Annotated in this window: 21 protein-coding genes; 13 read left to right on the plus strand and 8 right to left on the minus strand. The window is 70.6% G+C overall.

Annotated elements, in window-relative coordinates:
• Positions 1–4: 4 nt before the first annotated feature.
• Complete coding sequence (locus tag QN350_RS05325; protein WP_323502679.1) at positions 5–943, minus strand: hypothetical protein; 939 nt, start codon at positions 941–943, stop codon at positions 5–7.
• Positions 944–1100: 157 nt separating this feature from the next.
• On the opposite strand from QN350_RS05325, the gene QN350_RS05330 reads away from it, so the two are divergent.
• The 4 genes from QN350_RS05330 to QN350_RS05345 all read left to right on the plus strand — a co-directional run bounded on the left by QN350_RS05330 (position 1101) and on the right by QN350_RS05345 (position 3890).
• A complete protein-coding gene (locus tag QN350_RS05330) occupies positions 1101–2201 on the plus strand; it encodes a M4 family metallopeptidase (RefSeq protein WP_322139361.1) in 1101 nt (366 codons plus the stop codon).
• On the plus strand, positions 2198–2467 hold the full coding sequence (locus QN350_RS05335; protein WP_281534360.1) for a protealysin inhibitor emfourin: 270 nt from the start codon (positions 2198–2200) through the stop codon (positions 2465–2467). The genes QN350_RS05330 and QN350_RS05335 overlap by 4 nt, the downstream gene beginning before the upstream one ends.
• Before the next feature lie 152 nt (positions 2468–2619).
• Positions 2620–3045, plus strand: a complete 426-nt coding sequence (locus tag QN350_RS05340) for a pyridoxamine 5'-phosphate oxidase family protein (RefSeq protein WP_322139360.1) — start codon at positions 2620–2622, stop codon at positions 3043–3045.
• A complete protein-coding gene (locus tag QN350_RS05345) occupies positions 3045–3890 on the plus strand; it encodes an SDR family oxidoreductase (protein ID WP_281534358.1) in 846 nt (281 codons plus the stop codon). Before QN350_RS05340 ends, QN350_RS05345 begins: the two co-directional genes overlap by 1 nt.
• Before the next feature lie 9 nt (positions 3891–3899).
• Here QN350_RS05345 and QN350_RS05350 read toward each other — a convergent pair whose 3' ends face one another.
• Positions 3900–4307, minus strand: a complete 408-nt coding sequence (locus QN350_RS05350) for a hypothetical protein (protein ID WP_322139359.1) — start codon at positions 4305–4307, stop codon at positions 3900–3902.
• A 67-nt stretch (positions 4308–4374) separates the two neighbouring features.
• Between QN350_RS05350 and QN350_RS05355 the strand changes: the two genes are divergently transcribed.
• Positions 4375–4659, plus strand: coding sequence for a DUF167 domain-containing protein (locus QN350_RS05355; RefSeq protein ID WP_322139358.1), 285 nt, complete (start codon positions 4375–4377; stop codon positions 4657–4659).
• A 35-nt stretch (positions 4660–4694) separates the two neighbouring features.
• On the opposite strand, the gene QN350_RS05360 is transcribed toward QN350_RS05355, so the two are convergent.
• Both QN350_RS05360 and QN350_RS05365 read right to left on the minus strand, forming a co-directional pair.
• Positions 4695–5066: an FKBP-type peptidyl-prolyl cis-trans isomerase gene (locus QN350_RS05360; RefSeq protein ID WP_166788266.1), complete on the minus strand. Its 372-nt coding sequence runs from the start codon at positions 5064–5066 to the stop codon at positions 4695–4697.
• Between the two features lie 209 nt (positions 5067–5275).
• Positions 5276–6502: a PrsW family intramembrane metalloprotease gene (locus QN350_RS05365; RefSeq protein ID WP_281534356.1), complete on the minus strand. Its 1227-nt coding sequence runs from the start codon at positions 6500–6502 to the stop codon at positions 5276–5278.
• 323 nt (positions 6503–6825) lie between these two features.
• Here QN350_RS05365 and QN350_RS05370 point away from each other — a divergent pair, with 323 nt between their 5' ends.
• The 3 genes from QN350_RS05370 (at position 6826) to QN350_RS05380 (ending at position 10314) form a co-directional block, all read left to right on the plus strand.
• Complete coding sequence (locus QN350_RS05370; protein WP_416173066.1) at positions 6826–8586, plus strand: DNA-3-methyladenine glycosylase 2 family protein; 1761 nt, start codon at positions 6826–6828, stop codon at positions 8584–8586.
• Between the two features lie 29 nt (positions 8587–8615).
• A complete protein-coding gene (locus QN350_RS05375) occupies positions 8616–9491 on the plus strand; it encodes a fumarylacetoacetate hydrolase family protein (RefSeq protein WP_322139356.1) in 876 nt (291 codons plus the stop codon).
• A gap of 79 nt (positions 9492–9570) precedes the next feature.
• Complete coding sequence (locus tag QN350_RS05380; protein WP_322139355.1) at positions 9571–10314, plus strand: glycosyltransferase family A protein; 744 nt, start codon at positions 9571–9573, stop codon at positions 10312–10314.
• A gap of 208 nt (positions 10315–10522) precedes the next feature.
• Here QN350_RS05380 and QN350_RS05385 read toward each other — a convergent pair whose 3' ends face one another.
• Positions 10523–11452, minus strand: coding sequence for an alpha/beta hydrolase (locus QN350_RS05385; protein WP_322139354.1), 930 nt, complete (start codon positions 11450–11452; stop codon positions 10523–10525).
• Positions 11453–11539: 87 nt separating this feature from the next.
• Positions 11540–13069, minus strand: a complete 1530-nt coding sequence (locus QN350_RS05390) for an amino acid permease (protein ID WP_322139353.1) — start codon at positions 13067–13069, stop codon at positions 11540–11542.
• A gap of 195 nt (positions 13070–13264) precedes the next feature.
• On the opposite strand from QN350_RS05390, the gene QN350_RS05395 reads away from it, so the two are divergent.
• The 5 genes from QN350_RS05395 to QN350_RS05415 all read left to right on the plus strand — a co-directional run bounded on the left by QN350_RS05395 (position 13265) and on the right by QN350_RS05415 (position 18645).
• A complete protein-coding gene (locus QN350_RS05395) occupies positions 13265–14656 on the plus strand; it encodes a glutamine synthetase family protein (protein WP_323502681.1) in 1392 nt (463 codons plus the stop codon).
• On the plus strand, positions 14643–15536 hold the full coding sequence (locus QN350_RS05400; protein WP_322139351.1) for a gamma-glutamyl-gamma-aminobutyrate hydrolase family protein: 894 nt from the start codon (positions 14643–14645) through the stop codon (positions 15534–15536). Before QN350_RS05395 ends, QN350_RS05400 begins: the two co-directional genes overlap by 14 nt.
• Positions 15533–16927, plus strand: coding sequence for an aldehyde dehydrogenase family protein (locus QN350_RS05405; RefSeq protein ID WP_322139350.1), 1395 nt, complete (start codon positions 15533–15535; stop codon positions 16925–16927). The genes QN350_RS05400 and QN350_RS05405 overlap by 4 nt, the downstream gene beginning before the upstream one ends.
• On the plus strand, positions 16924–17715 hold the full coding sequence (locus QN350_RS05410; protein ID WP_322139349.1) for a 3-oxoacyl-ACP reductase: 792 nt from the start codon (positions 16924–16926) through the stop codon (positions 17713–17715). Before QN350_RS05405 ends, QN350_RS05410 begins: the two co-directional genes overlap by 4 nt.
• An 84-nt stretch (positions 17716–17799) precedes the next feature.
• Positions 17800–18645, plus strand: a complete 846-nt coding sequence (locus tag QN350_RS05415; protein ID WP_322139348.1) for a FadR/GntR family transcriptional regulator — start codon at positions 17800–17802, stop codon at positions 18643–18645.
• Between the two features lie 131 nt (positions 18646–18776).
• On the opposite strand, the gene QN350_RS05420 is transcribed toward QN350_RS05415, so the two are convergent.
• Positions 18777–19124, minus strand: a complete 348-nt coding sequence (locus tag QN350_RS05420; RefSeq protein WP_322139347.1) for a DUF4190 domain-containing protein — start codon at positions 19122–19124, stop codon at positions 18777–18779.
• Positions 19125–19314: 190 nt separating this feature from the next.
• Positions 19315–20802 (minus strand): NCS2 family permease, encoded by a 1488-nt coding sequence (locus tag QN350_RS05425; RefSeq protein WP_416173028.1) that lies wholly within the window; start codon positions 20800–20802, stop codon positions 19315–19317.
• Between the last annotated feature and the right edge of the window lie 25 nt (positions 20803–20827).

Below are 20827 nucleotides of genomic sequence, written 5' to 3' on the forward strand. Positions count from 1 at the left end.
CGCCCTAGCGACGAGTGGCGCCGGAACGTGCGATGAAGCCGAGCGATGCGGCCACGCCGAGGATCAGGACAAGGAGGCCGGCCTGGAGGGGCAGCCAGACGCCGGGGTTCGAGCCGGGACCCGATGTGGCGGAGCCCGCGAGCGCGATACCGTCTGTGCGGGAATCGTGGAGCGTGTTCCTGGCCGCACTCGTCGCGACGGGCGTCGGAGTGACCGCGGCAGCCGTCGGGGTGGGCGTCGGAGTGGGCACCGCTGTGATGGTGTTCACCAGGGAAACGGTGCACGTGACGAGGGAGCCGCCGCCATTGGCCGCGCCGTTGCACTGGTTGATCGAGACGGCCAGCTGGGCGCTCTGGGTCGAGGGCGCCACGGTGCATTCGACCCGGTTGGGAGCGCCGCCACCGTTGGTGGACCCGTTGCACTGGGTGATCGTCGCGCCCGTCGTCGTCGCGGGGAAGGGGTCGCAGTTGAGGCTCGGCGCGGGGCCGCCCGCACCCGATCCGCCGCACTGATTGACGGTCACGCCGGACGACGTGGCCGTGCCGGTGATCTGGTTGATCACGTGGACGGTGCACACCACATTCGAGCCGCCGCCGTTCGCGGCGTCATTGCACTGGTCCACCGACGTCGAGAGCGTGTCGTACGTCGTCGTCGTCGTCGTGGTGCACACGGGGTTGGCGGTGTTCGCCGCTCCATGGCATTCCCGCAGGGTCACGACGGAGCTGCCGACGCCGGTCGCGACGTCGAGCGTGTTGGTCACGGTCACGTCGCAGAGGAGTTCCAGGCCGCCGGTGTTGGCCACGCCGTTGCACTGGGCGACCGACGGGGCGGCGAATGCGCTGCCGCCGAGCGGACCGAAGGTCAGCGCCAGGATGGCGAGAAGCAGCGTGATACCCAGCAGTGCGGCACGGGCTAGAACGGACGAGCGGCCCCGGGTGTCCACAGTTTCATGGACCGATATCAACATATTCACGGGACTCCCCCAGTAGACCACAAGGTTAGCATGGCCCCCGAACGGCCGACGTCGATTGTATGCATCGAGTCGCAGCCTGCCGCCGCAGAGCCGTGCGATTGTCGGCGCGCAGTGACACACTCGAGCCATGAGCAGCCGAGAGCATGTGACCCGATGCGCCATCGTCCCGCCCTATCTCCTGGTGCGGCTCGCGAGACTCGACGACCCGCACTACGCGGGTGCTGCCGACGCGGCGCGGCACTCGCTCCTACGGGACGCGCCGCTGCGCGAGCGACGAAGCACGGTGCATCCGCCGACTGTCCGCCCGACGTCGCGCGGCACGTCCGCCGCTCCCGGGGAGCTCGACAGGGCCGTTTCGGATGCCGGCGGCCTCGAACGCCTGCCCGGTCGCCTGGTTCGGTCGAAGCTCCAGGCCGCCGTCGGCGATGTCGCGGTGAACGAGGCCTGGGACGGCCTCGGCCACACCCACGCCCTGTTCTGGAGCCGGTTCGGGCACGACTCGATCGACGGCCACGGGCTGCCCCTCGAGGCGAGTGTGCACTACGGCCGTGACTACGACAACGCCTTCTGGGACGGGGAGCGGATGGTCTTCGGTGACGGCGACGGGCAGGTGTTCAACCGGTTCACCGCGTCGCTGACGGTGATCGGCCACGAGCTCACCCACGGCGTCACCCAGTTCAGCGCCAACCTGGCCTACGAGGGACAGTCCGGGGCCCTCAACGAATCCGTGTCTGACGTGTTCGGGTCACTCGTCGAGCAGTCCGCCCTCGGGCAGTCCGTCGCGGAGGCGAGCTGGCTGATCGGTGCCGGGCTCTTCACCGAGCAGGTGCAGGGTGCGGCGCTGCGCTCGCTCAAGGCGCCAGGAACGGCGTACAACGACGACGTCCTCGGCATGGACCCGCAGCCGTCGGAGATGAGCGGCTTCGTCGACTCGGAGGACGACAACGGCGGCGTGCACCTGAACTCGGGAATCCCGAACCGGGCCTTCTACCTCGTGGCCGCAGAGCTGGGCGGCAATGCCTGGGAGGGCGCCGGCCAGATCTGGTACGACACCCTCACGAGCGGAACGCTGCGGCCGCATGTCGATTTCGCCGGGTTCGCACGCGCGACCGTCACGGCGGCGACCCGGCGGTTCGGCCCCGGTTCCCGTGAGCACGCCGCGGTCGTCGCGGGCTGGAGTGGCGTCGGCCTCGGGAAGGGACTCGGCGGAGTAACATCGCGGGCATGAAGGTCATCGTTTCGCGAAGCGGTGGCATCGCCGGAGTGCGGGTCACCTGGGAGGTCCAGGTGGACGAGCAGGCCGACGCTGCGGCGTGGGCCGATTTCCTCACCTCGCTGCCCTGGGACGACGTCGTCGAGCGGGCTCCGGAACCGGACCGGTACGTCTACCGCATCCGTTGCGCGCCCCACGAAGTGGTGCTTGCGGAACCGGACCTCTCCGGCCCGTGGCGTCAGCTCGTCGACCGGGTGCGCACCGCGAACGATCGCGCCTGAGGGCCCGACGGGCCTGCGCCGGCCGCACTCGGGGTACGGGTCGGCCGGGTTTCGGTCCTGCGCGCCCCGACCGGGACATTCGGGTCTGCCCTGAGTTCCCGAGGACACGGCCGGGTGGTGGCGGAGCACCCGGTTGCGTGGGAATATGAACCATGGAAACCAACGACCTGTATCCGGTGCATGTCCTCGACGTTGAGGAATGCTGGGACCTCCTGATCTCCTCGAGCTTCGGTCGCCTCGCCCTCAGCATTGCGGGCGAACCAGACATCTACCCGGTCAACTTCGTGGCCGCCGATCGACGTCTGGTCTTCCGCACGGCGGAGGGCACCAAGCTCCTCGAACTCACCGTGAACAACAAGGTCGCCTTCGAGACGGACGGCGTCGGTCGCGACGAGGCCTGGAGCGTCGTCGCCAGGGGCCACGCCCGGGTGCTCGAGCACCAGGCCGACATCGACGCCGCCGACCAGCTGCCGTTGCGCCCGCTCATCCCGACGCTCAAGTACATCTACGTGGAGATCGTTCCCGAGACGGTCAGCGGTCGCCGGTTCCAGCTCGGGCCAGAACCCGAACGGTACTGATGAGCGGCACGGCCGTTCCCGGAACCGTCCTCGTCACCGGCACGTCCTCGGGCATCGGGCTCCAGGCCGCGGTCGCGGCCGCCCGCGCCGGGCACCCGGTCGTCGCGACCATGCGCACCCTCGAGGGAGCCCGCGCGCTGCGCAGCGCGAGCGAGACCGCGGGCGTGAGCCTCGACATCCGCCGCCTCGACGTCACGGAACCCGAGTCGATCGCCGCGGTCATTTCGCACATGCTCGACCGGTACGGCCGGATCGACGCCGTCGTGAACAATGCCGGGGCCGGCCACGTCGGCACGATCGAGAACGAGGGCCTCGATGTCGTGCGCGCGGTGATGGAGGTCAATTTCTTCGGTGTCGTGAGCGTGACCCGGGCGGCGCTGCCGCACCTGCGGCAGAGTCACGGTCGGCTGATCACCGTCACGAGCGTCGGCGGCGTCGTCGGCCAGCCCTTCAACGAGGCCTACTGTGCGGCGAAATTCGCGGTCGAGGGGTTCATGGAGAGCCTCGCCCCCGTCGCAGCGACCGCAGGGGTCTCGGTCACGGTCGTGGAACCCGGCGCGGTCGCGTCGTCCTTCGTCGACAACGTCGGCCTCGACCCGCGCGCCAGTCCGCCGAACGATCCGTACGCATCCGCCCTCGCCGGGTATCTCGCGAGGGCCGCCCAGTCGTTCAGTGCCGCGCAGTCCGCGGAGAGCGCCGGGGCCTTCGTCGCGGCTCTGCTCGACGGAGAGCGGCCGCCGTTCCGGGCGCAGACCTCCGACGCGGCGCGCGCATTCGTCGGCGTCAAACTCGCCGACGCCGATGGCTCCGCCGTGCAGCGGATGACCGCGGCCTGGCTCGACTAGCGGCCTCGATCACCGGCTGAGGCGCAGGAACCGGAGCACGGCCAGCCCGTAGGCATCGGCCGCGTCGGTCGCCTCGACGGCCTCGAGCACCCCCGCGAGCAACGCGGTGACCCGGTACGCGTCGTCGCCGAGCCGCTCGAGCGAGTGGAAAGCGCCTCCGAGCATCTCCCGGAGCTGGTCCTCCCGCGGGAGCCACAGGGCGTCCTCGAGCGCGAGTGAGTCGAGCGCCCACTCCGTCGTGCCGTTGAAGCCGAGGATGGTGCCGGTGTCGAATTCGTGCGGTTCGATGGTCATCTCGCTGACCGTGAACACCTCGACATCGAAGCCTGCCCGTTCGATCCGGAACGCGTCGCCGGAGGACGGCCGCCAGGCGAGCCCGGCGGCCTCGAGTGCTCGTGCGCAGTCAATTGAGATCACGGGACATTCTCACCCGGACGAACGCAGACCACTAGCGTTGAAGGGAAGAGTTTTCAGGAGGACGTCCGTGACCCGAACCGTGAACCTGACGGTGCACGTCAAACCCGGCAGCCGCAAAGGTCCCCTCGTCGCCGTCGACGACCCGGACGCGCTCGGCCCCGGAGCGGCGACAAGCGCGCCGGCGGATGCCTCGCTCACCGTCTACCTGCAGCAGCGGGCCGTCAAGGGCGCCGCCAACGACGCCCTCGTCAAGCTGCTCGCGAAGCACTTCGCCGTGTCGAAGAGCGCCGTCACGATCGTGCGCGGACACACGTCGCGGGTTAAACACGTGCGCATCGACCACGAGTCGTGATCGATGCGCACGGATGTTGCGGGTGAGTGTGCGGCCTAGCTGACGCCGCGCAGGTCGATCACGAAGATGAGGGTCTGGCCGGAGAGGCGGTGTCCTCCGCCCGCGGGCCCGTACGCCAGGTGCGGCGGCACGACGAGCTTGCGACGCCCGCCGACCTTCATGCCGGGGATGCCCTGCTGCCAGCCCGCGATGAGCGAGCGCAGCGGGAAGTTGATCGACTGGCCCCGGCTCCAGGAGGAGTCGAATTCGTCGCCGGTGTCGTATTCGACGCCGAGGTAGTGCACGTCGACGGTCGCGCCGGCGGTCGCCTCGGCGCCCTCGCCAACCACGATGTCGGTGATGGTGAGCTCCGTGGGCGCTGGGCCCTCCGGTGCGTCGAGTTCGGGCTTGGTGTTCAGATCAGTCATGCACCCATCCAATCGGATTTCACGCCGGCGTGCACGCTGGAAATTACCCCTTGCGCGAACGCCGCCCGAAGGCGCACGATATCAGCAAGAACTCGTCATCCGGGAGAGTCGTCGGCAGTGCCACGCCACCGGATGACGAGTTCACTCGTTAACGGCCGCGGGTCGACCGGCCGCGGGCTGCATCCACCCTGGGCGGCCGATGCCGGGTCTCAGCCGATCACGATCGCCCGGTGCGCCTGGACGAGGGCGAGAAGCTCGGCCTCGTCGGCGCGGGCGACCCGGTCGGCGGTGCCGTTCAGCATCCGCTGCCTGGCGAAGGCGAGCCGGGTCGCATCGGCGATGAACAGGCGCATCGCGACGCGACGTTCCCGGGGCTGCCGGGCGGCCCAGGCGCGTGCCTGACGCCGGCCGGGACCTGTCGCAAGCATCGAGACCTCGCGCGGCGTGAACCAGCCGGCCGCCGCGTACTCGCCGAGCCTGTCGACGGTGATCCTCTCCTCCTGGCGCCGGAGCAGCACAACGGCCACGATGTACCCGATGAAGAGCGGGAGCTGGACGAGCACGTAGTAGAAGAGAAGCGCGGAGTCGGTCGTGAGCAGGTAGGCAGCGCCGTTCCACAGGCCGTGCAGGGCGACCGCGAGCGCGAAGCCGGCGAGAACGATCAGGACCCGGCCGAGCGTGCCGCCGGCCCTGCGGCGGCTCACGATGCCGAACGCGATCCCGGTGCACGCGGTGAAGGTGACGTGGGCGAACGGGGAGAAGACCCCGCGCACGAGGAAGGTGAAGCCGAGCCCGTCTGCCCCGCCCTCGGCCATCGCCACCCCGAAGTACTGGATGTTCTCGGAGAACGCGAAGCCGGCCGCGATCGTCGCCGCATAGACGATGCCGTCGACGGGGCCGTCGAACCGGCGCCGGAGCACGAGGAAGAGCACCAGGATCCCGACGCCTTTCGCGCCCTCCTCGACGAGGGGCGCCTGCAGCACGGCGGCGAACGCGTCGGTGCCGGTGCCAGAGCCGCCCGCCTCCGAACCGCCGCGCGAGCTCCCCACTGCGGCGAGCGCGAGCTGCACGCCGAGGTCGAAGACGAGGGCGGTGACGATGGAGACTCCGGCTCCCCAGAGGAATGCGAACCAGAGCGCGGGGCGGGGTTCCGGCTCCCAGCGGTCGATCCAGCGCACCACGAGCAGGATGCCGGTGAGGGGCACAAGGGCGAGCAGGAGGCAGAGCACGAGAGCGGATGCGCCGAGGAACGTCGACAGGTAGACGAACACGAGCAGCAGGGCCAGGCTCCCGAAGACGAGCCCGATGATCGTCAGGGCGATCAGGCCGCCACGGGTGCGGCGCACGGGAGCGGTCCACACCGGGGAGACCGGGGTCGCCGGCCCACCGAGGGGCCGGGCGTCGGAACCGGTCGCGGGAGCTGGCTCACGAGTCATGACCCACAGGATAGCGGCCAGGCCGGCTCCGGCTGGCACCGCATTCGGGGGTCGCGATCAGATCTCACGGACTCGAGCCGGGCTCCTGCCGACCGGCGCGGGCGTGGTCCTGTGGGAGGGACGGTCGGCGAGGCGGCAAAGGGGCGCGCGATGTCCGAATTCCGCTACCGTCGCCGGGGGCGGGATGGCAGGCTGGATGCGTGAACCCTGCAGACGCCACCAGACGCACTCCCGGCGGCTCCGGCGCGGCCGGCCTCGCCGGAACCGCAGACCGCGGCGCCGACCGCCTCGCAGACCCGGTCTTCGCCGAACGGTACCGGGCGATGAGCTCTCGCGACGCGCGGTTCGACGGCCAGTTCATCACCGGAGTGCACACCACCGGGATCTACTGCCGGCCGAGCTGCCCGGCAGCGACCCCCCGGCCCGGCAATGTCTCCTTCTACCTGACGAGCGCCGCGGCGCACGAGGCAGGCCTGCGCGCCTGCAAGCGCTGCCTGCCGGACGCGGTGCCCGGCTCCCCCGACTGGAACACGAGGGACGACCTCGCGGCGCGCGCGATGCGCCTGATCGACGACGGCACCGTCGAACGCGACGGTGTGCCCGGCCTCGCCCGCCGCCTCGGCTACACCCCACGCCACCTCACCCGGGTGCTCGTCGCCGAGCTCGGCGCCGGCCCTCTCGCCCTCGCCAGGGCGCACCGCGCCCAGACCGCACGCCTGCTCCTCCTCGGCACCGCCCTCCCGATCAGCGACGTCGCCTTCGCCGCGGGATTCGGCAGCGTACGCCAGTTCAACGACACGATCGCCGCGGTCTACGAACGCACCCCCGGCGAGCTGCGCCGTTCGACGCGCTCACCGCGAGCGGGCGGCCCGGCCGGCGCACCCCGGGCAGCGGCCCGAGCAGCGACCGTGGCCGAGGCGCCCGCCACCGCGCACGCGGTGACCACCACGCACCGCCAGGCCCCGGGGTCCCCCGGTCCACGGGTCGCTGCGACGGGATTCGAGCCCGGGCACGGGCGCGCGACCGGTCCGACCGCATCGGGACGGGCCGCGCTCCTCGTGACCGACCGGGCGGATGCCGCCGGCCGGGCACCCGGAGACCAGGGTCTTGTCGCGGGGCCGGGCACGGGCATCCGCCTGCTGCTGCCCGCGCGGGCCCCGTTCGATGGGGCCGGCGTGCTCGCGTTTCTCGGCACCCGGGCCCTCCCGGGGGTCGAGCTGGCCGGACCGGGCACCTATGCGCGCACACTGCGCCTGCCGCACGGGGCCGCGACGGTCGAGCTGAGCCTCGCCGGCACCGAGGACGCGCCCCAACTGGCGTGCGCGGCGCGGCTCGGCAGCCTCGACGACCTGGCCCCGCTCGTGAGCCGGGTGCGGCGGCTGCTCGACCTCGACGCCGATGCACAGGCGATCGACCGGGCACTCTCCGCTGACCCGTTCCTGGCCGGGGCGGTGCGCGGCGCACCGGGGATCCGCCTCCCCGGCAGCATGGATCCGGAGGAGACCCTGTTCCGGGCATTGTTCGGGCAGCAGGTCTCTGTCGCATCCGCCCGTACCGCGTTGACCCGGCTGTGCGCGGAACTCGGCGATCCCCTGCCGCTCTCACTCCCGGCCGCAGCGACCCCGGCCGGGCAGGCGACCGCGCCGGCGTCCACGCCCGGCGACGAGCTCGCACCGGGCCTGGACCGGCTGTTCCCGACGGCCGAACGCATCGCGGCCGACGGGCACAACGTGCTGCGCGGACCGGCCAGGCGGATCGGTGCGATCCTCGGCGTCGCAGAAGCACTGGCGACCGGCGAGCTCGCGCTGTCGACAGCGGATTCCCGGGAGTCACTCACCACGAAGTTGACCGCGCTGCCCGGGATCGGACCGTGGACCGCCGGCTACGTGGCCATGCGCGTGCTCGGGAGTCCGGACATCCTCCTGACGAGCGACCTCGCCCTCCGTCAGGGGGCTGCCCGGCTCGGCCTGCCCGCCGACCCGCGCGCCCTCGCGGCGCACGGCGCACGCTGGGCGCCCTGGCGAAGCTACGCCGGAATGCACCTGTGGCGGGCCGCCGGTCTCCCCGGGCCGCCTGCGGCGTAACGCACACGATTGGCCGCTACTCTAGGCAGGTGAAGTTTGCGCACCTCAGAGTAGAAGGCCAGTCCACGCCCCGCCTGGCGGCGGTGTTCGGGGAATCCGCGCTTTTCCTCGACGAGATCCTCGAGGACGCCCCGCGTGACCTGCAGGACCTGATCGAACGCGGCAGCCCCGAGTACGACCGGGTGCGCGCGCTCAGCGAGCACGCGGCCGCCCACGGGGCGACGCTCACTCCGCTCGAGGAGCTGCGCCACTCATCCGCCGTGCTGCGGCCGCCGCAGATCATCGCGATCGGCGCCAACTACGCCGCGCACTCCGACGAGCTCAAGCTGCGGACCGAGGCAGGGGCGATCCTGTTCTCGCTCTGGCCGAACTCCCTCACCGGGCACGGGTCGACGGTCACCTGGGCGAGCGACATCGCCACCCAGGTCGACTACGAGGCGGAGCTCGGAGTCATCATCGGGCGTCCGGCCCGCAACGTGTCGGTGCGCGACGCCCTCGACTACGTGTTCGGGTACACGGTCGTCAACGACATCACGGCCCGCAACCTGCAGTTCTCCGAGGCGCAGTGGTCGCGGTGCAAGTCCTTCGACGGCTTCACCCCGACCGGCCCCGTCGTGGTCACCCGCGACGAGATCGCCGACCCGCAGGACCTCGGCCTGACCACCCACGTCGACGGGCGCATCATGCAGGACGCCTCGACCGGCGACATGGTGCGCACGGTCGCCGAACTCGTGTCCTACCTCTCGCAGACCTCGACGCTCCTGCCGGGAACGCTCATCTCGACCGGCAGCCCCGGCGGCGCCGGTTACAGCCGCACTCCCCCGGTCTTCCTGCACGACGGCTCGACCGTGACGATCACCGTGGACAAGATCGGCTTCCTCACCACGCACTGCCGCACGCTCTGACGCTCCCCGGCGCCGGCCGGGAGTAGCATGTGCGGCGAGACCGTGCCCGACCCGAATCGGTGCGGCGAGAGGGGGTGCCATGACCCGCGTCTCGGTCGTGATCCCCTGCTACAACGACGCACCCTTTCTCGAGGTGGTCCTCGCCGCGCTCGCCGCCCAGACGCGACCGGCCGACGAGGTCATCGTCGTCGACAACGCCTCGACGGATGCCTCCGCGCGCGTCGCCCGGGCGGCCGGCGCCGTTCTCGTGTCCGAACCCAGACACGGAATCTGGCCGGCCGCCGCGACCGGCTATGACGCGGCATCCGGAGACCTGATCGCGCGGCTCGACGCCGACTCTGTGCCGCCGCCCGACTGGATCGCGCACTTCGAGACGATCCTCACCCGCGCTCCCCTGGTGGACGTCGTCACGGGGCCGGGTGATTTCTACGACTGCCCGCGGCTCGTGGCCGCGCTCGGGCGGTTCGTGTACCTCGGAGGGTACTTCCGGCTGATCGGGCTCTGGCTTGCGCAACCGCCGATCTTCGGATCGAACTTCGTCATGCGGCGCGCGGTCTGGGCGGAGGTGCGCACCCTCGTGCACCGGGAGCGGGACGACGTGCACGACGACCTCGACCTGAGCCTGCACCTGCCGCCCTCGATGTCCGTTCGGTTCGACCCCGCCCTCCGGGTCGGCATCTCCGCACGACCCTTCGACACCTGGCGCGGCATCGCCAGGCGGCTCGAGTGGGCGGACCGCACCCTCGCCCTGCACGGGCCGGCGGGGTCGCCGTGGCGGCTGCGCAGCGCCCGCCGGACCTGGTCCCGCCGCATCCGCGCCTGAGCCGCGCAGTCGGGCCGGACGGCCGTGCCGGGACTGCTCCGCCGGCCGCGCACCATGTGCGCCGCTTCGCGCCAGGCATGCCGGGCGCGAAACGGCGGAATTGGCGCGCGAAACGGCGCGCACCAGTTCCGCCGCACCGGCACAAGCCCGGTGCGCCGAGGCGCGCCACGTGCGCCGCGCACCCGAGAGCAGAGGAGCGCTACGGAGTTCAGGAGCGGGCGTAGAGGGCGAGCAGGTCACGGGCGAGCTGGTGCGGCGTCGTCTCGCAGGGGCCGTGGCCGGTGCGGTACACGCAGAGCTGGGCACCGATCCGGGTAGCGAAGGCGTGGTGGAGCCCGAGCGGCCAGAGATCCCGCTCTCCCACGGCCACGAGCAGCGGAACCGGGGTCCGCGCGAGGTCCTGCTGCAGGTCGGGGGCGTTCTTCATCAGCTGCATGATCTCGTCGACGCTTCGGCGGATCGTGTATTCGAAGCGCAACCGCACCAGGTGGAGCCGGCCGGGCGGCGCCTGGTTGCGGTTGGTGACGAGGCCCCACATCAAGAGGCTCGCGATCGTGTGCGCGGGCAGCAGCCAACTGAGCGGCCCGATCCAGCGCACTCCGCGGAAGGTCTGGCCGGTCAGGGGCGGGGCGCCCAGCAGTACGAGGCTCGCGAACAGGCCCGGATGCTCGACGAGCGCGATCTCGGCGACGATCCCGGCGAAGGAGTAGCCGAGCACGTGCACCGGCGTCGTCCCCGCCTCGAGGACGGCCACGAGGTCGGCTGTGAACAGCCGGTAGTCGAAACTCTCCCCCGCTTCCGGCCCTGCGCCGGCCGACTCGAACTGTCCCGCGAGGTCGTAGCTCTCCACGAAGTAGCCGGCGTCGGCGAGCAGCGGCGCGAGCAGCACGAAGTCTTCCTTCGATCCGGTCGCCCCTGGCACGAGCAGGACCCGCGGATGCCCCGGCTCACCCCAGGCGAGCGCCGCGAGGGAACCGCTCGGCGCCTCGAACTGGAAGGCCCGGGCGTCCGGCGGCAGCCCGGTCCAGTCGCGGTCGGGGAGCGTGCGGTCGAGCGCAGCGGACGGATCGGCGCCGGCCTCGCTCTCGAGGACGCCGGCCGGCCGGTGCACCGCGCGGCGTCTCTCCCGGATGGACACGCTGACACAGTAGCGCGACCCGGTCGTCCCGGATGGGTGGGACCGGCATCCGTTTCACCGCGGGTTCCGACCGTGCGACGCGACGTCTCAGAGCGTGTCGTCCCGGAAGACCTCGCTCTCCATGGCGTCGTAGCCCTCGACCTGCGGGTCGCCGTGTGTGCCGCCCGAGAGCGCGTATTCCTCCTCCGGCGACAGCACGAGCTGCTTGCGGCCGAACAGGGCGAAGCCGATGAGCATCACGACGTAGACGATCGCGATCGCCACGATCGCCGGCCGGAACAGCTCGTTGAGCAGGAAGCCGAGGAAGATCGCGAGGGCGATCACCCCGGCGAGAATGGCGCCGGGCACCCCCATCGGGCTCAGGTACGGACGGCTCACGTGGGCGAAGTTGCGGCGGAGCAGCACGAACGAGGTCATCTGCAGCAGGTAGGCGAGCACGGCGCCCCAGACGGCGATGTTGAGCACGATCGCGCCACCGGTGCCCGCGGCGCCCCCGGTGAGGTCCACGATCACGAGGCCGAGGAACCCGATCACGGCGCCGACGAGGAGCGATACCCACGGGGTCTGCCTCTTGCCCGTCAGCGAGAGGAACTTCGGGTAGTAGCCGGCCCGGCTGAGCGAGTACATGTTGCGGCCGTAGGCGAACATGATGCCCTGGAGGGAGGCGAGCAGCCCGATCAGGGCGAACGCGCTCAGGACTGCGGCGAGGCCGTCGGGCAGGATGGCGCGGAACCCGTCGAGGAGGGGCTCGCCCGAGGCGCCGAGCGAGTCGGAACCGGTCAGTCCGGGGTTCAGGACAAGGACGACGGCGCCGCAGGCGACGAGGGTGATCATGCCCATGATCCCGCCGCGGGGGATGTCCTTCGCCGGGTCGTGCGCCTCCTCGGCGGCGAGCGGCAGTTCCTCGATGCCGAGGAAGAACCACATCGCGAACGGCAGCGCGAACAGGATCGGCAGCACCCCGTGCGGCAGGAACGCGGTCTGCCCGGCGTCGGGAACGATGTCGTAGAGCTTGTCGACGCTCCACTGGCCGGATGCGAGGGCGAGCACGGCGAACACGGCGAGGATCGCGATCGACAGGAACGCGACGACGAGGGCGAACCGGAAGGAGACCGCCGCCCCCGCCGTGTTGAGGGCGATGAAGACGAGGTAGAGGATGATCCACCAGACCCAGGCGGGGAGCGTGAAGCTGAAGAGCACGTCGGTGATGCCGTTCGCGTATGAGGCGGAGAAGTAGACGATCACGGCCGTCGTCGCCACGTATTCGATCGTCTCGGCGAGACCGGTGACGAACCCGCCCCAGGGACCCATCGCCGCCCTGGCGAAGGAGTACGCGCCGCCGGTGTGCGGCATCGCCGCGCTCATCTCGCCGATCGAGAACAGCATCGCGAAGTACATCACCACCACGATGACGAAGGCGATCGCCATGCCGCCGAAGCCGGCGGATGCGAGTCCGAAGTTCCAGCCGGAGAAGTCGCCGCTGATCACGGCGGCGATTCCCATCCCCCAGATCCCCCAGAATCCGGCAGTGCGTTTGAGGCTGCGTTTCTCGAAGTAGCCGGCCTCGGCCGGCGTGTAGGTGACGCCGGAAACGCTCGTCTTGTCTGGCTCGGCCACGGGTCTCTCCTCTTCCTCGGGTGGCACGATTGTAGGGCGGTCAATGGCTCGCTGTACATACCTTTGGACGGGTTCAGGCGCGAATATTTCTGCACCCGGTCGGGGCATCCTGTGTTGTAATGGTCGAATCGACGCGCCATTGATCCCGTTCACCCCTCGAATACCCACGCGACTTCCCCGCCAAGAGGAGCACCCATGACCCCGATCGAGTCACCGACGACCCGGCCAGGAACCGGCTATCTGAGCCTCACGAACCTCACCGGGCTCGTGGCCGCCGGCGAGATCGACACCGTCATCGTGGCCTTCACCGACATGCAGGGCCGCCTTGTCGGCAAGCGCGTCTCGGCGCGGCTCTTCCTCGAGGATGTCGCGAGCCACGGCGCAGAGTGCTGCAACTACCTGCTCGCCGTCGACGTCGAGATGAACACCGTCGACGGGTACGCGATGTCGAGCTGGGCGCGCGGCTACGGCGACATGGCGATGATCCCCGACCTGGCCACCCTGCGCCGGGCGCCCTGGCTGCCGGGCACCGCGCTCGTCACGGCCGACCTGCGCTGGCTCGACGAGACTCCCGTCGCGGCCTCGCCCCGGCAGATCCTCCAGGCGCAGCTCGCCCGCCTCGCCGAACGGGGCCTCGTGGCCTACGTGGGCACCGAGCTCGAGTTCATGGTCTTCGACGACGGCTACCGCGATGCGTGGAAGAAGGGGTACCTCGGCCTGACCCCGGCGAGCGACTACAACATCGACTACGCCCTGCTCGCCTCGAGCCGGATGGAGCCGCTGCTCCGGGACATCCGCCTCGCGATGGACGGCGCCGGGATGTACTGCGAGGGCGTCAAGGGCGAGTGCAACCTCGGCCAGCAGGAAATAGCCTTCCGCTACGCGACCGCGCTCGAGACGTGCGACAACCACTCGATCTGCAAGAACGGAGCCAAGGAGATCGCCGACGCGCACGGCAAGAGCCTCACCTTCATGGCGAAGTACGACGAGCGCGAGGGCAACAGCTGCCACATCCACATCAGCCTCCGTGGCACCGACGGGAGTGCCGTCTTCGCCGACCAGGCGGATGCCGGGGGCATGTCGACCGTGTTCCGTCAGTTCCTGGCCGGCCAGCTCGCGGTCATGCGCGAGCTGACCCTGTTCTCGGCGCCCAACATCAACTCGTACAAGCGCTACGTCGCGGGCAGCTTCGCACCGACGGCGATCAAGTGGGGCTTCGACAACCGCACCTGCGCCCTGCGGGTCGTCGGCCGCGGCCTCGGCATGCGGGTGGAGAACCGGGTGCCCGGCGGCGACGTGAACCAGTACCTCGCGGTGAGCGCCCTCATCGCGGCGGGACTCTACGGTATCGAGAACAAGCTCGACCTCGAGGACGCCTTCACCGGCAATGCCTACGAGAGCGACGCCGCCCGGGTCCCCGGGTCGCTGCGGGAGGCGACGGCGCTGTTCGCCTCGTCGGCGGTGGCGCGGGAGGCCTTCGGCGACGACGTGGTGGACCACTACCTGAACAATGCCACGGTCGAGCTCGCCGCCTACGACGCGGCGGTGACCGACTGGGAGCGGGTGCGCGGTTTTGAACGGCTCTGACCCGGATCCAGCACCGGTCACGGCACCGGTTTCCGCACCGACTTCCGCACCGCTGATCGGCCTGACCACCTACCTCGAGCAGGCCACGACCGGGGTCTGGGACGTGTCCGCGGCGTTCCTGCCCGAGGTGTACTTCGACGCGGTGATCCGCGCGGGCGGCATCGCTGTGCTGCTTCCGCCCCAGCCCGCGAACCCGGAGACGGTCGGCCGGGTGCTCGACTCCCTCGACGGCCTGATCGTGACCGGGGGGAAGGACGTCGATCCCGCCCGGTACGGCCAGGCGGCGCATCCGCTCACCGACCCGCCGCGCCGGGACAGGGACGCCTGGGAGGACGAGCTGCTCCGCGCCGCGATCGAGCGGGACCTGCCCTTCCTCGGGATCTGCCGCGGCGCCCAGCTGCTCAACGTCAGCCTCGGCGGCACCCTGCACCAGCACCTCCCCGATCTGCTCGGACACGCCGGGCACCAGGCCGGCGGCGGGGTCTTCGGGGTCGTCGACGTCGTCGTCGAGCCGGACTCCCGGCTGCACGACCTGCTCGAGGCCCCGCAGTCGACCCTGACCGTGCCCGTCTACCATCACCAGTCGATCGACCGGCTCGGCGCCGGGCTGTCCGTGACCGCCGTGACCCGCGAGGGCGTCGTGCAGGCCGTCGAGCTTGCGGGGGTCGGTTTCGGCGTCGCCGTGCAGTGGCACCCGGAACAGGATCCCGACGACCTCCGACTGTTCGCCGGCCTCGTCGACGCCGCGCGCGGCTACCGGAGCGCCCGTGACAGCCGGGCGGCCGGCGCAGCCGTCACGGCCCCGGCCCCCGCATCCGCACGCGCGCCCGAACACGAACACGAACACGAACACGAACACGAACGAAGGATCTCCGAGTGAGCAGCTACACCGTGGTCAACCCGGCCGACGAGACCGTGGTGTCCGTCGTCGAGCACCGGGACCTCGAGTCGACGGATGCCGCGATCGACCGCGCGCAGGTCGCGCAGCGGTCCTGGGCCCGGGTCTCCCCTGCGGACAAGGCGGCCGCGCTCCGCCGCTTCGCCGCAGCGGTCGACGGCGACCGGGAGAACCTCGCTCGGATCGAGGTCACGAACTCGGGGCATCCGCTCACCCAGGCCCGCTGGGAGGCGGGGCACGTGCGTGACGTGCTCGAGTACTACTCCGCCGCGCCGGAGCGGCTGTTCGGGCGCCAGATCCCGGTCGCCGGCGGCCTCGACGTGACCTTCCAGGAGCCGCTCGGCGTCGTCGGCGTGATCACGCCGTGGAATTTCCCGATGACGATCGCCGCGTGGGGTTTCGCGCCCGCCCTCGCGGCCGGCAACGCCGTGCTGCTCAAGCCCGCCGAGTGGACGCCGCTCTCGAGCATCCGCCTCGGCGAGCTCGCCCTCGAATCGGGCCTGCCCGAGCACCTGTTCCAGGTGCTCCCCGGCCGCGGTTCGGTCGTCGGCGAGCGGTTCGTCACCCATCCCGCCGTGCGGAAGGTCGTCTTCACGGGCTCGACGGCGGTCGGCAAGCGGGTGATGGCCGGCTGCGCCGCGCAGGTGAAACGGGTCACCCTCGAACTCGGCGGCAAGAGCGCCAACATCGTCTTCGCCGATTCCGACCTCGAGAAGGCCGCAGCGGCCGCGCCGTCCGGGGTGTTCGAGAACGCCGGCCAGGACTGCTGCGCACGCAGCCGCATCCTCGTCGAACGCAGCGTCTACGACCGGTTCCTGGAGCTGCTCGAACCCGCCGTCGCCGCGGTGCGCGTCGGCGACCCGCTCGACCCGGACACGGAGATGGGCCCGCTCGTCTCGGCGGAGCACTTCGCGAGCGTCTCCGGGTATGTTCCGCCCGGCGCGCCGGTGCTCTTCCGCGGCAGCGCGCCAGACGGCCCCGGGTTCTGGTTCCCGCCGACGGTGCTCGCCCCCGCCTCGCGCTCCGACCGCACGGCGACGGAGGAGATCTTCGGCCCCGTCGTCACCGTCCTTCCCTTCGACGGTGAAGCGGATGCCGTCGGCCTCGCCAACGACACGGCGTACGGCCTGTCCGGCTCGATCTGGACCCGCGACGTCGGCCGGGCGATCCGGGTGGCGCGCGCCGTCGAATCCGGCAACCTCTCGGTGAATTCGCACTCCTCGGTGCGGTACTCGACCCCGTTCGGCGGGTTCAAGCAGTCCGGGCTCGGCCGCGAACTCGGCCCGGACGCCCCGCTGAGTTTCAGCGAGACGAAGAACGTGTTCATCGCCGTCGACGAGATCTCCACCCCCAACCACCAGGAGCAGCCATGAGCACCATCACCCCGATCGACCTGACCCAGCGCCTTGCCGGGAAGGTCGCCGTGATCACGGGCGGAGCGAGCGGGATCGGCCTCGCGACCGCCCGCCGGTTCGCCGCAGAGGGCGCGAAGGTCGTGATCGGCGACGTCGACGAGGCCGCGGGTCGCGTCGCCGCCGCAGAGGTCGGCGGCCTGTTCGTCAGGGTCGACGTGACGGACGAGGACGAGGTCAATGCCCTCTTCGACACGGCGAAGCACACCTACGGTTCCGTGGACGTGGCCTTCAACAACGCCGGCATCTCCCCGCCGGACGACGACTCGATCGAGACGACGGAGCTGCCCGCCTGGCAGCGGGTGCAGGACGTCAACCTGAAGTCGGTCTACCTCTGCTGCCGGGCGGCCCTCCGCCACATGACGCAGCAGGGCAGCGGGTCGATCATCAACACCGCCTCCTTCGTCGCGGTGCTGGGCTCGGCGACGAGCCAGATCTCCTACACGGCGTCGAAGGGCGGGGTGCTCGCCCTCAGCAGGGAGCTCGGGGTGCAGTTCGCGCGGCAGGGCATCCGGGTCAACGCGCTCTGCCCCGGCCCGGTGAACACGCCGCTGCTTCAGGAGCTGTTCGCGAAGGACCCGGAGCGGGCGGCGAGGCGGCTCGTGCACATCCCGGTCGGCCGCTTCGCCGAGCCCGCCGAACTCGCGGCGGCGGTCGCGTTCCTCGCGAGCGACGACTCCTCCTTCATCACCGGGTCGACGTTCCTCGTCGACGGCGGCATCAGCTCGGCCTACGTCACGCCCCTGTAGGCCCGCACGGAAGACCGCGGCCGGGAGCGCGAGGCCCGCGGAATCTGTGGTCAACTGGAAACCGGTAAACGTAACGGACCCACCATGATCGATGAATCCCCCGGCCGCGACAGCGGCCTCCTGCTCCGGCCGGTGCACGGCGGCAACGCCTTCGAGGAGACCGTGCAGCGCCTGCTGCAGACGGTGCGTCTCGGGCTGATCGCTCCGGGTGAGCGGCTCCCCGCGGAACGCGAACTCGCGGCGATGCTCGCGGTGAGCCGCGACACCCTGAGGGATGCACTCAAGAGCCTCGCCGAAGCGGGGTACCTGGTCGCGCGCAGGGGCCGCTACGGCGGCACCTTCGTGACGGAGGTCCTGCCGGGTACCGGCGAGGCGACCGACGGCACTCGGACGCGACACACGCAACCGAACACAGGCGGGTCCGAGGTCACCGACGGTGCGGACGGTACCGACCGGGGTGCTTCGGGCTCCGGAGTTCCGGCGCCGGCGCATCCGCTCGCCCGGCGGGTGCCGCCCGCGCGCGAGATCGACGACGCGCTCACCCTCCGGGAGATCCTCGAGGTGGGCGCCGCCCGGCACGCCGCCGCCCGCACGCTCGGGCAGGCCGCGCGGGAACAGCTCTGGGCGAGCCTGGCCGAGTCGCGGGCCGCCACGGGAGCCGATTACCGTCGCCTCGATTCCCGGCTGCACCTGATGATCGGGGAACTGGCCGGTTCCCCCTCGCTCGTGCCGCTCCTCGCCGAGGTGCGGATGCGGGTCAACGAGCTCCTCGACGCCATCCCGCTCCTGGGCCCGAACATCGTGCATTCGGACCGGCAACACGAGGAGATCGTCGCGGCGATCCTGGCCGGACGGCCCGATGCGGCCGCGCAGGCGATGGCCGAGCACCTCGCCGGCACCGCTCTCCTGCTCCGCGGCTTCCTCGAGTAGCGCACAGCGCTGCTCGCTTCCGGACCGAGTGGATGCCTCGGTCGGGCCCCGACACTCGCCGCTCGTGCCGAGAATCGCCGGTGGAACGGCGACGGTCGGTGCAAACGGCGAGTGTCGGCGCCGGCGCCAGGTCAGAGGGTGATGGTGAAGGGCAGGAACGGCAGGAAGGCGAGCCCGAAGACCAGGCCGAGCACCAGCAGCAGGAACACCCCGGCGAGCATCACGGCATTGAGCACGATGCCCCACAGGGCCATCGTGCGGGCGTATGGTTCCCGGCCGAGGGCGAGCATGCCGGTGACGAGCCCGACGATCGGCGCCACGAAGGTCCAGCCGGCGAGGATCGAGACGAGGCCGAGCACGAGGCTCGTCAGCGCGAGCGGGCTCGAGGGCCGGACCGGCGCGGCAGGCTGGTAGTCGTACGCCGGCGGAGCCGGGTACGCAGCGGGCGTGGTCGTCTGGTCGGGATGCAGGGTGGACATTCTGGGCTCTCCTTGGGATGCGGCCGCGGTTCGCGGCTCTCTTCCAGAGTACGAAGCCGGCCAGACGTCGACCATGGGGCTATCCCCCGCATCCGCCCCAACCGATTCGACGGAGATTTTGGGATTCTGACCCGTGAGAGCGCGATCTAAGCGCATTCCGGGCAAGAACTCCGTCGAATTGGTGAGGGGGTCAGCCGCCGATCAGGGTCTCGATCGGGCCGCGCACGAAGAAGACCAGGAAGCCGGCCGCGACGATCCAGAGCAGCGGGCTGATCTCGCGCGCCTTGCCGGAGAACGAGCGCACGACGACCCAGCTGATGAAGCCGGCGCCGATCCCGTTGGCGATCGAATAGGTCAGCGGCATCACGATGATGGTGAGGAACACGGGGAACACGATGGAGAATTCGCTGAAGTCGATGAACCGGATCTGCGAGACCATCATCGCGCCGACGATCACGAGCGCGGCCGCGGCGACCTCCAGGGGCACGATCTGGGTGAGCGGGGTGAAGAACATCGCGGCGAGGAACAGAAGGCCGGTGATGATGTTCGCGAAGCCGGTGCGGGCTCCCTCGCCGATGCCGGCGCCGGATTCGACGAACACGGTGTTGGAGGAGCCTGACGTCGCGCCGCCGAGCACGGCGCCGACGCCCTCGACGATCAGGGCCGACTTCAGCCGGGGGAAGTTGCCCTTCTTGTCGGCGAGGCCTGCTTCGGTCGCGAGGCCGGTCATGGTGCCCATCGCGTCGAAGAAGTTCGTGAAGACGAGCGTGAAGACGAGCATGAGTGCGGCGAGGACGCCGATGCGGTCGAAGGCGCCGAAGCTCACGTGGCCGAGCAGGCTCAGGTCGGGCAGGGAGACTACGGTCGTCGGGAGCACCGGCGCGTTGAGGTTCCAGCCGAAGGTGTTGGTGCCCAGCGAGGGCCCGACCTTGAAGATCGCCTCGAGGATGACGGCGACGACCGTGGTCGCAACGATACCGATCAGGATGGCGGCCTTGACCTTGCGGGCGACGAGCACGCCGATCAGGAGCAGGCCGATCACGAACACGGTGGTCGGCAGCGTCACGATCGAGCCGTTGTCGCCGAGCTGCACGGGCGGGCTCGCGGTGCCGCTCGAGCGGACGAATCCGGAGTCGACGAGGCCGATGAACGCGATGAACAGGCCGATGCCGACGGTGATGGCGATCTTGAGCTGGTGCGGAACGGCGTTGAAGATCATCTCGCGGAGCCCGGTCGAGGCCAGGAGCACGATGATCAGTCCGTTGATGAGCACGAGGCCCATCGCCTCCGGCCAGGTGACCTGCCCGATGACGCTGACGGCGAGGTAGGAGTTGATGCCGAGGCCCGCGGCGAAGCCGAACGGCAGGCGGGCGATCACGCCGAAGAGGATCGTCATGACGCCGGCGGTGAGCGCGGTGACCGCGGCAACCTGGGCGTTCGGCAGCCAGCCGCCGACGACGTCGACAGAGGCCTGGTCAGCGCTGAAACCGCCGAGGATGAGGGGGTTGAGGATGACGATGTACGCCATGGTCACGAAGGTGACGAGGCCGCCGCGGACTTCACGACCCCAGCTGGAACCGCGGGTCGTGATCTCGAAGTACCGGTCGAGACGCGCCTTCAGGCCGGTCGGGAGCGGTGTGGGCGTGTCGGTCTGTGTAACGGGAATGGGGTTCTCCAAGTTGCCGTCTCGGCTGATTTGCAGC

Source organism: Cryobacterium sp. 10I5 (genome assembly GCF_035019865.1).
In the GTDB taxonomy this organism is placed as follows: Bacteria; Actinomycetota; Actinomycetes; order Actinomycetales; family Microbacteriaceae; genus Cryobacterium; species Cryobacterium breve_A.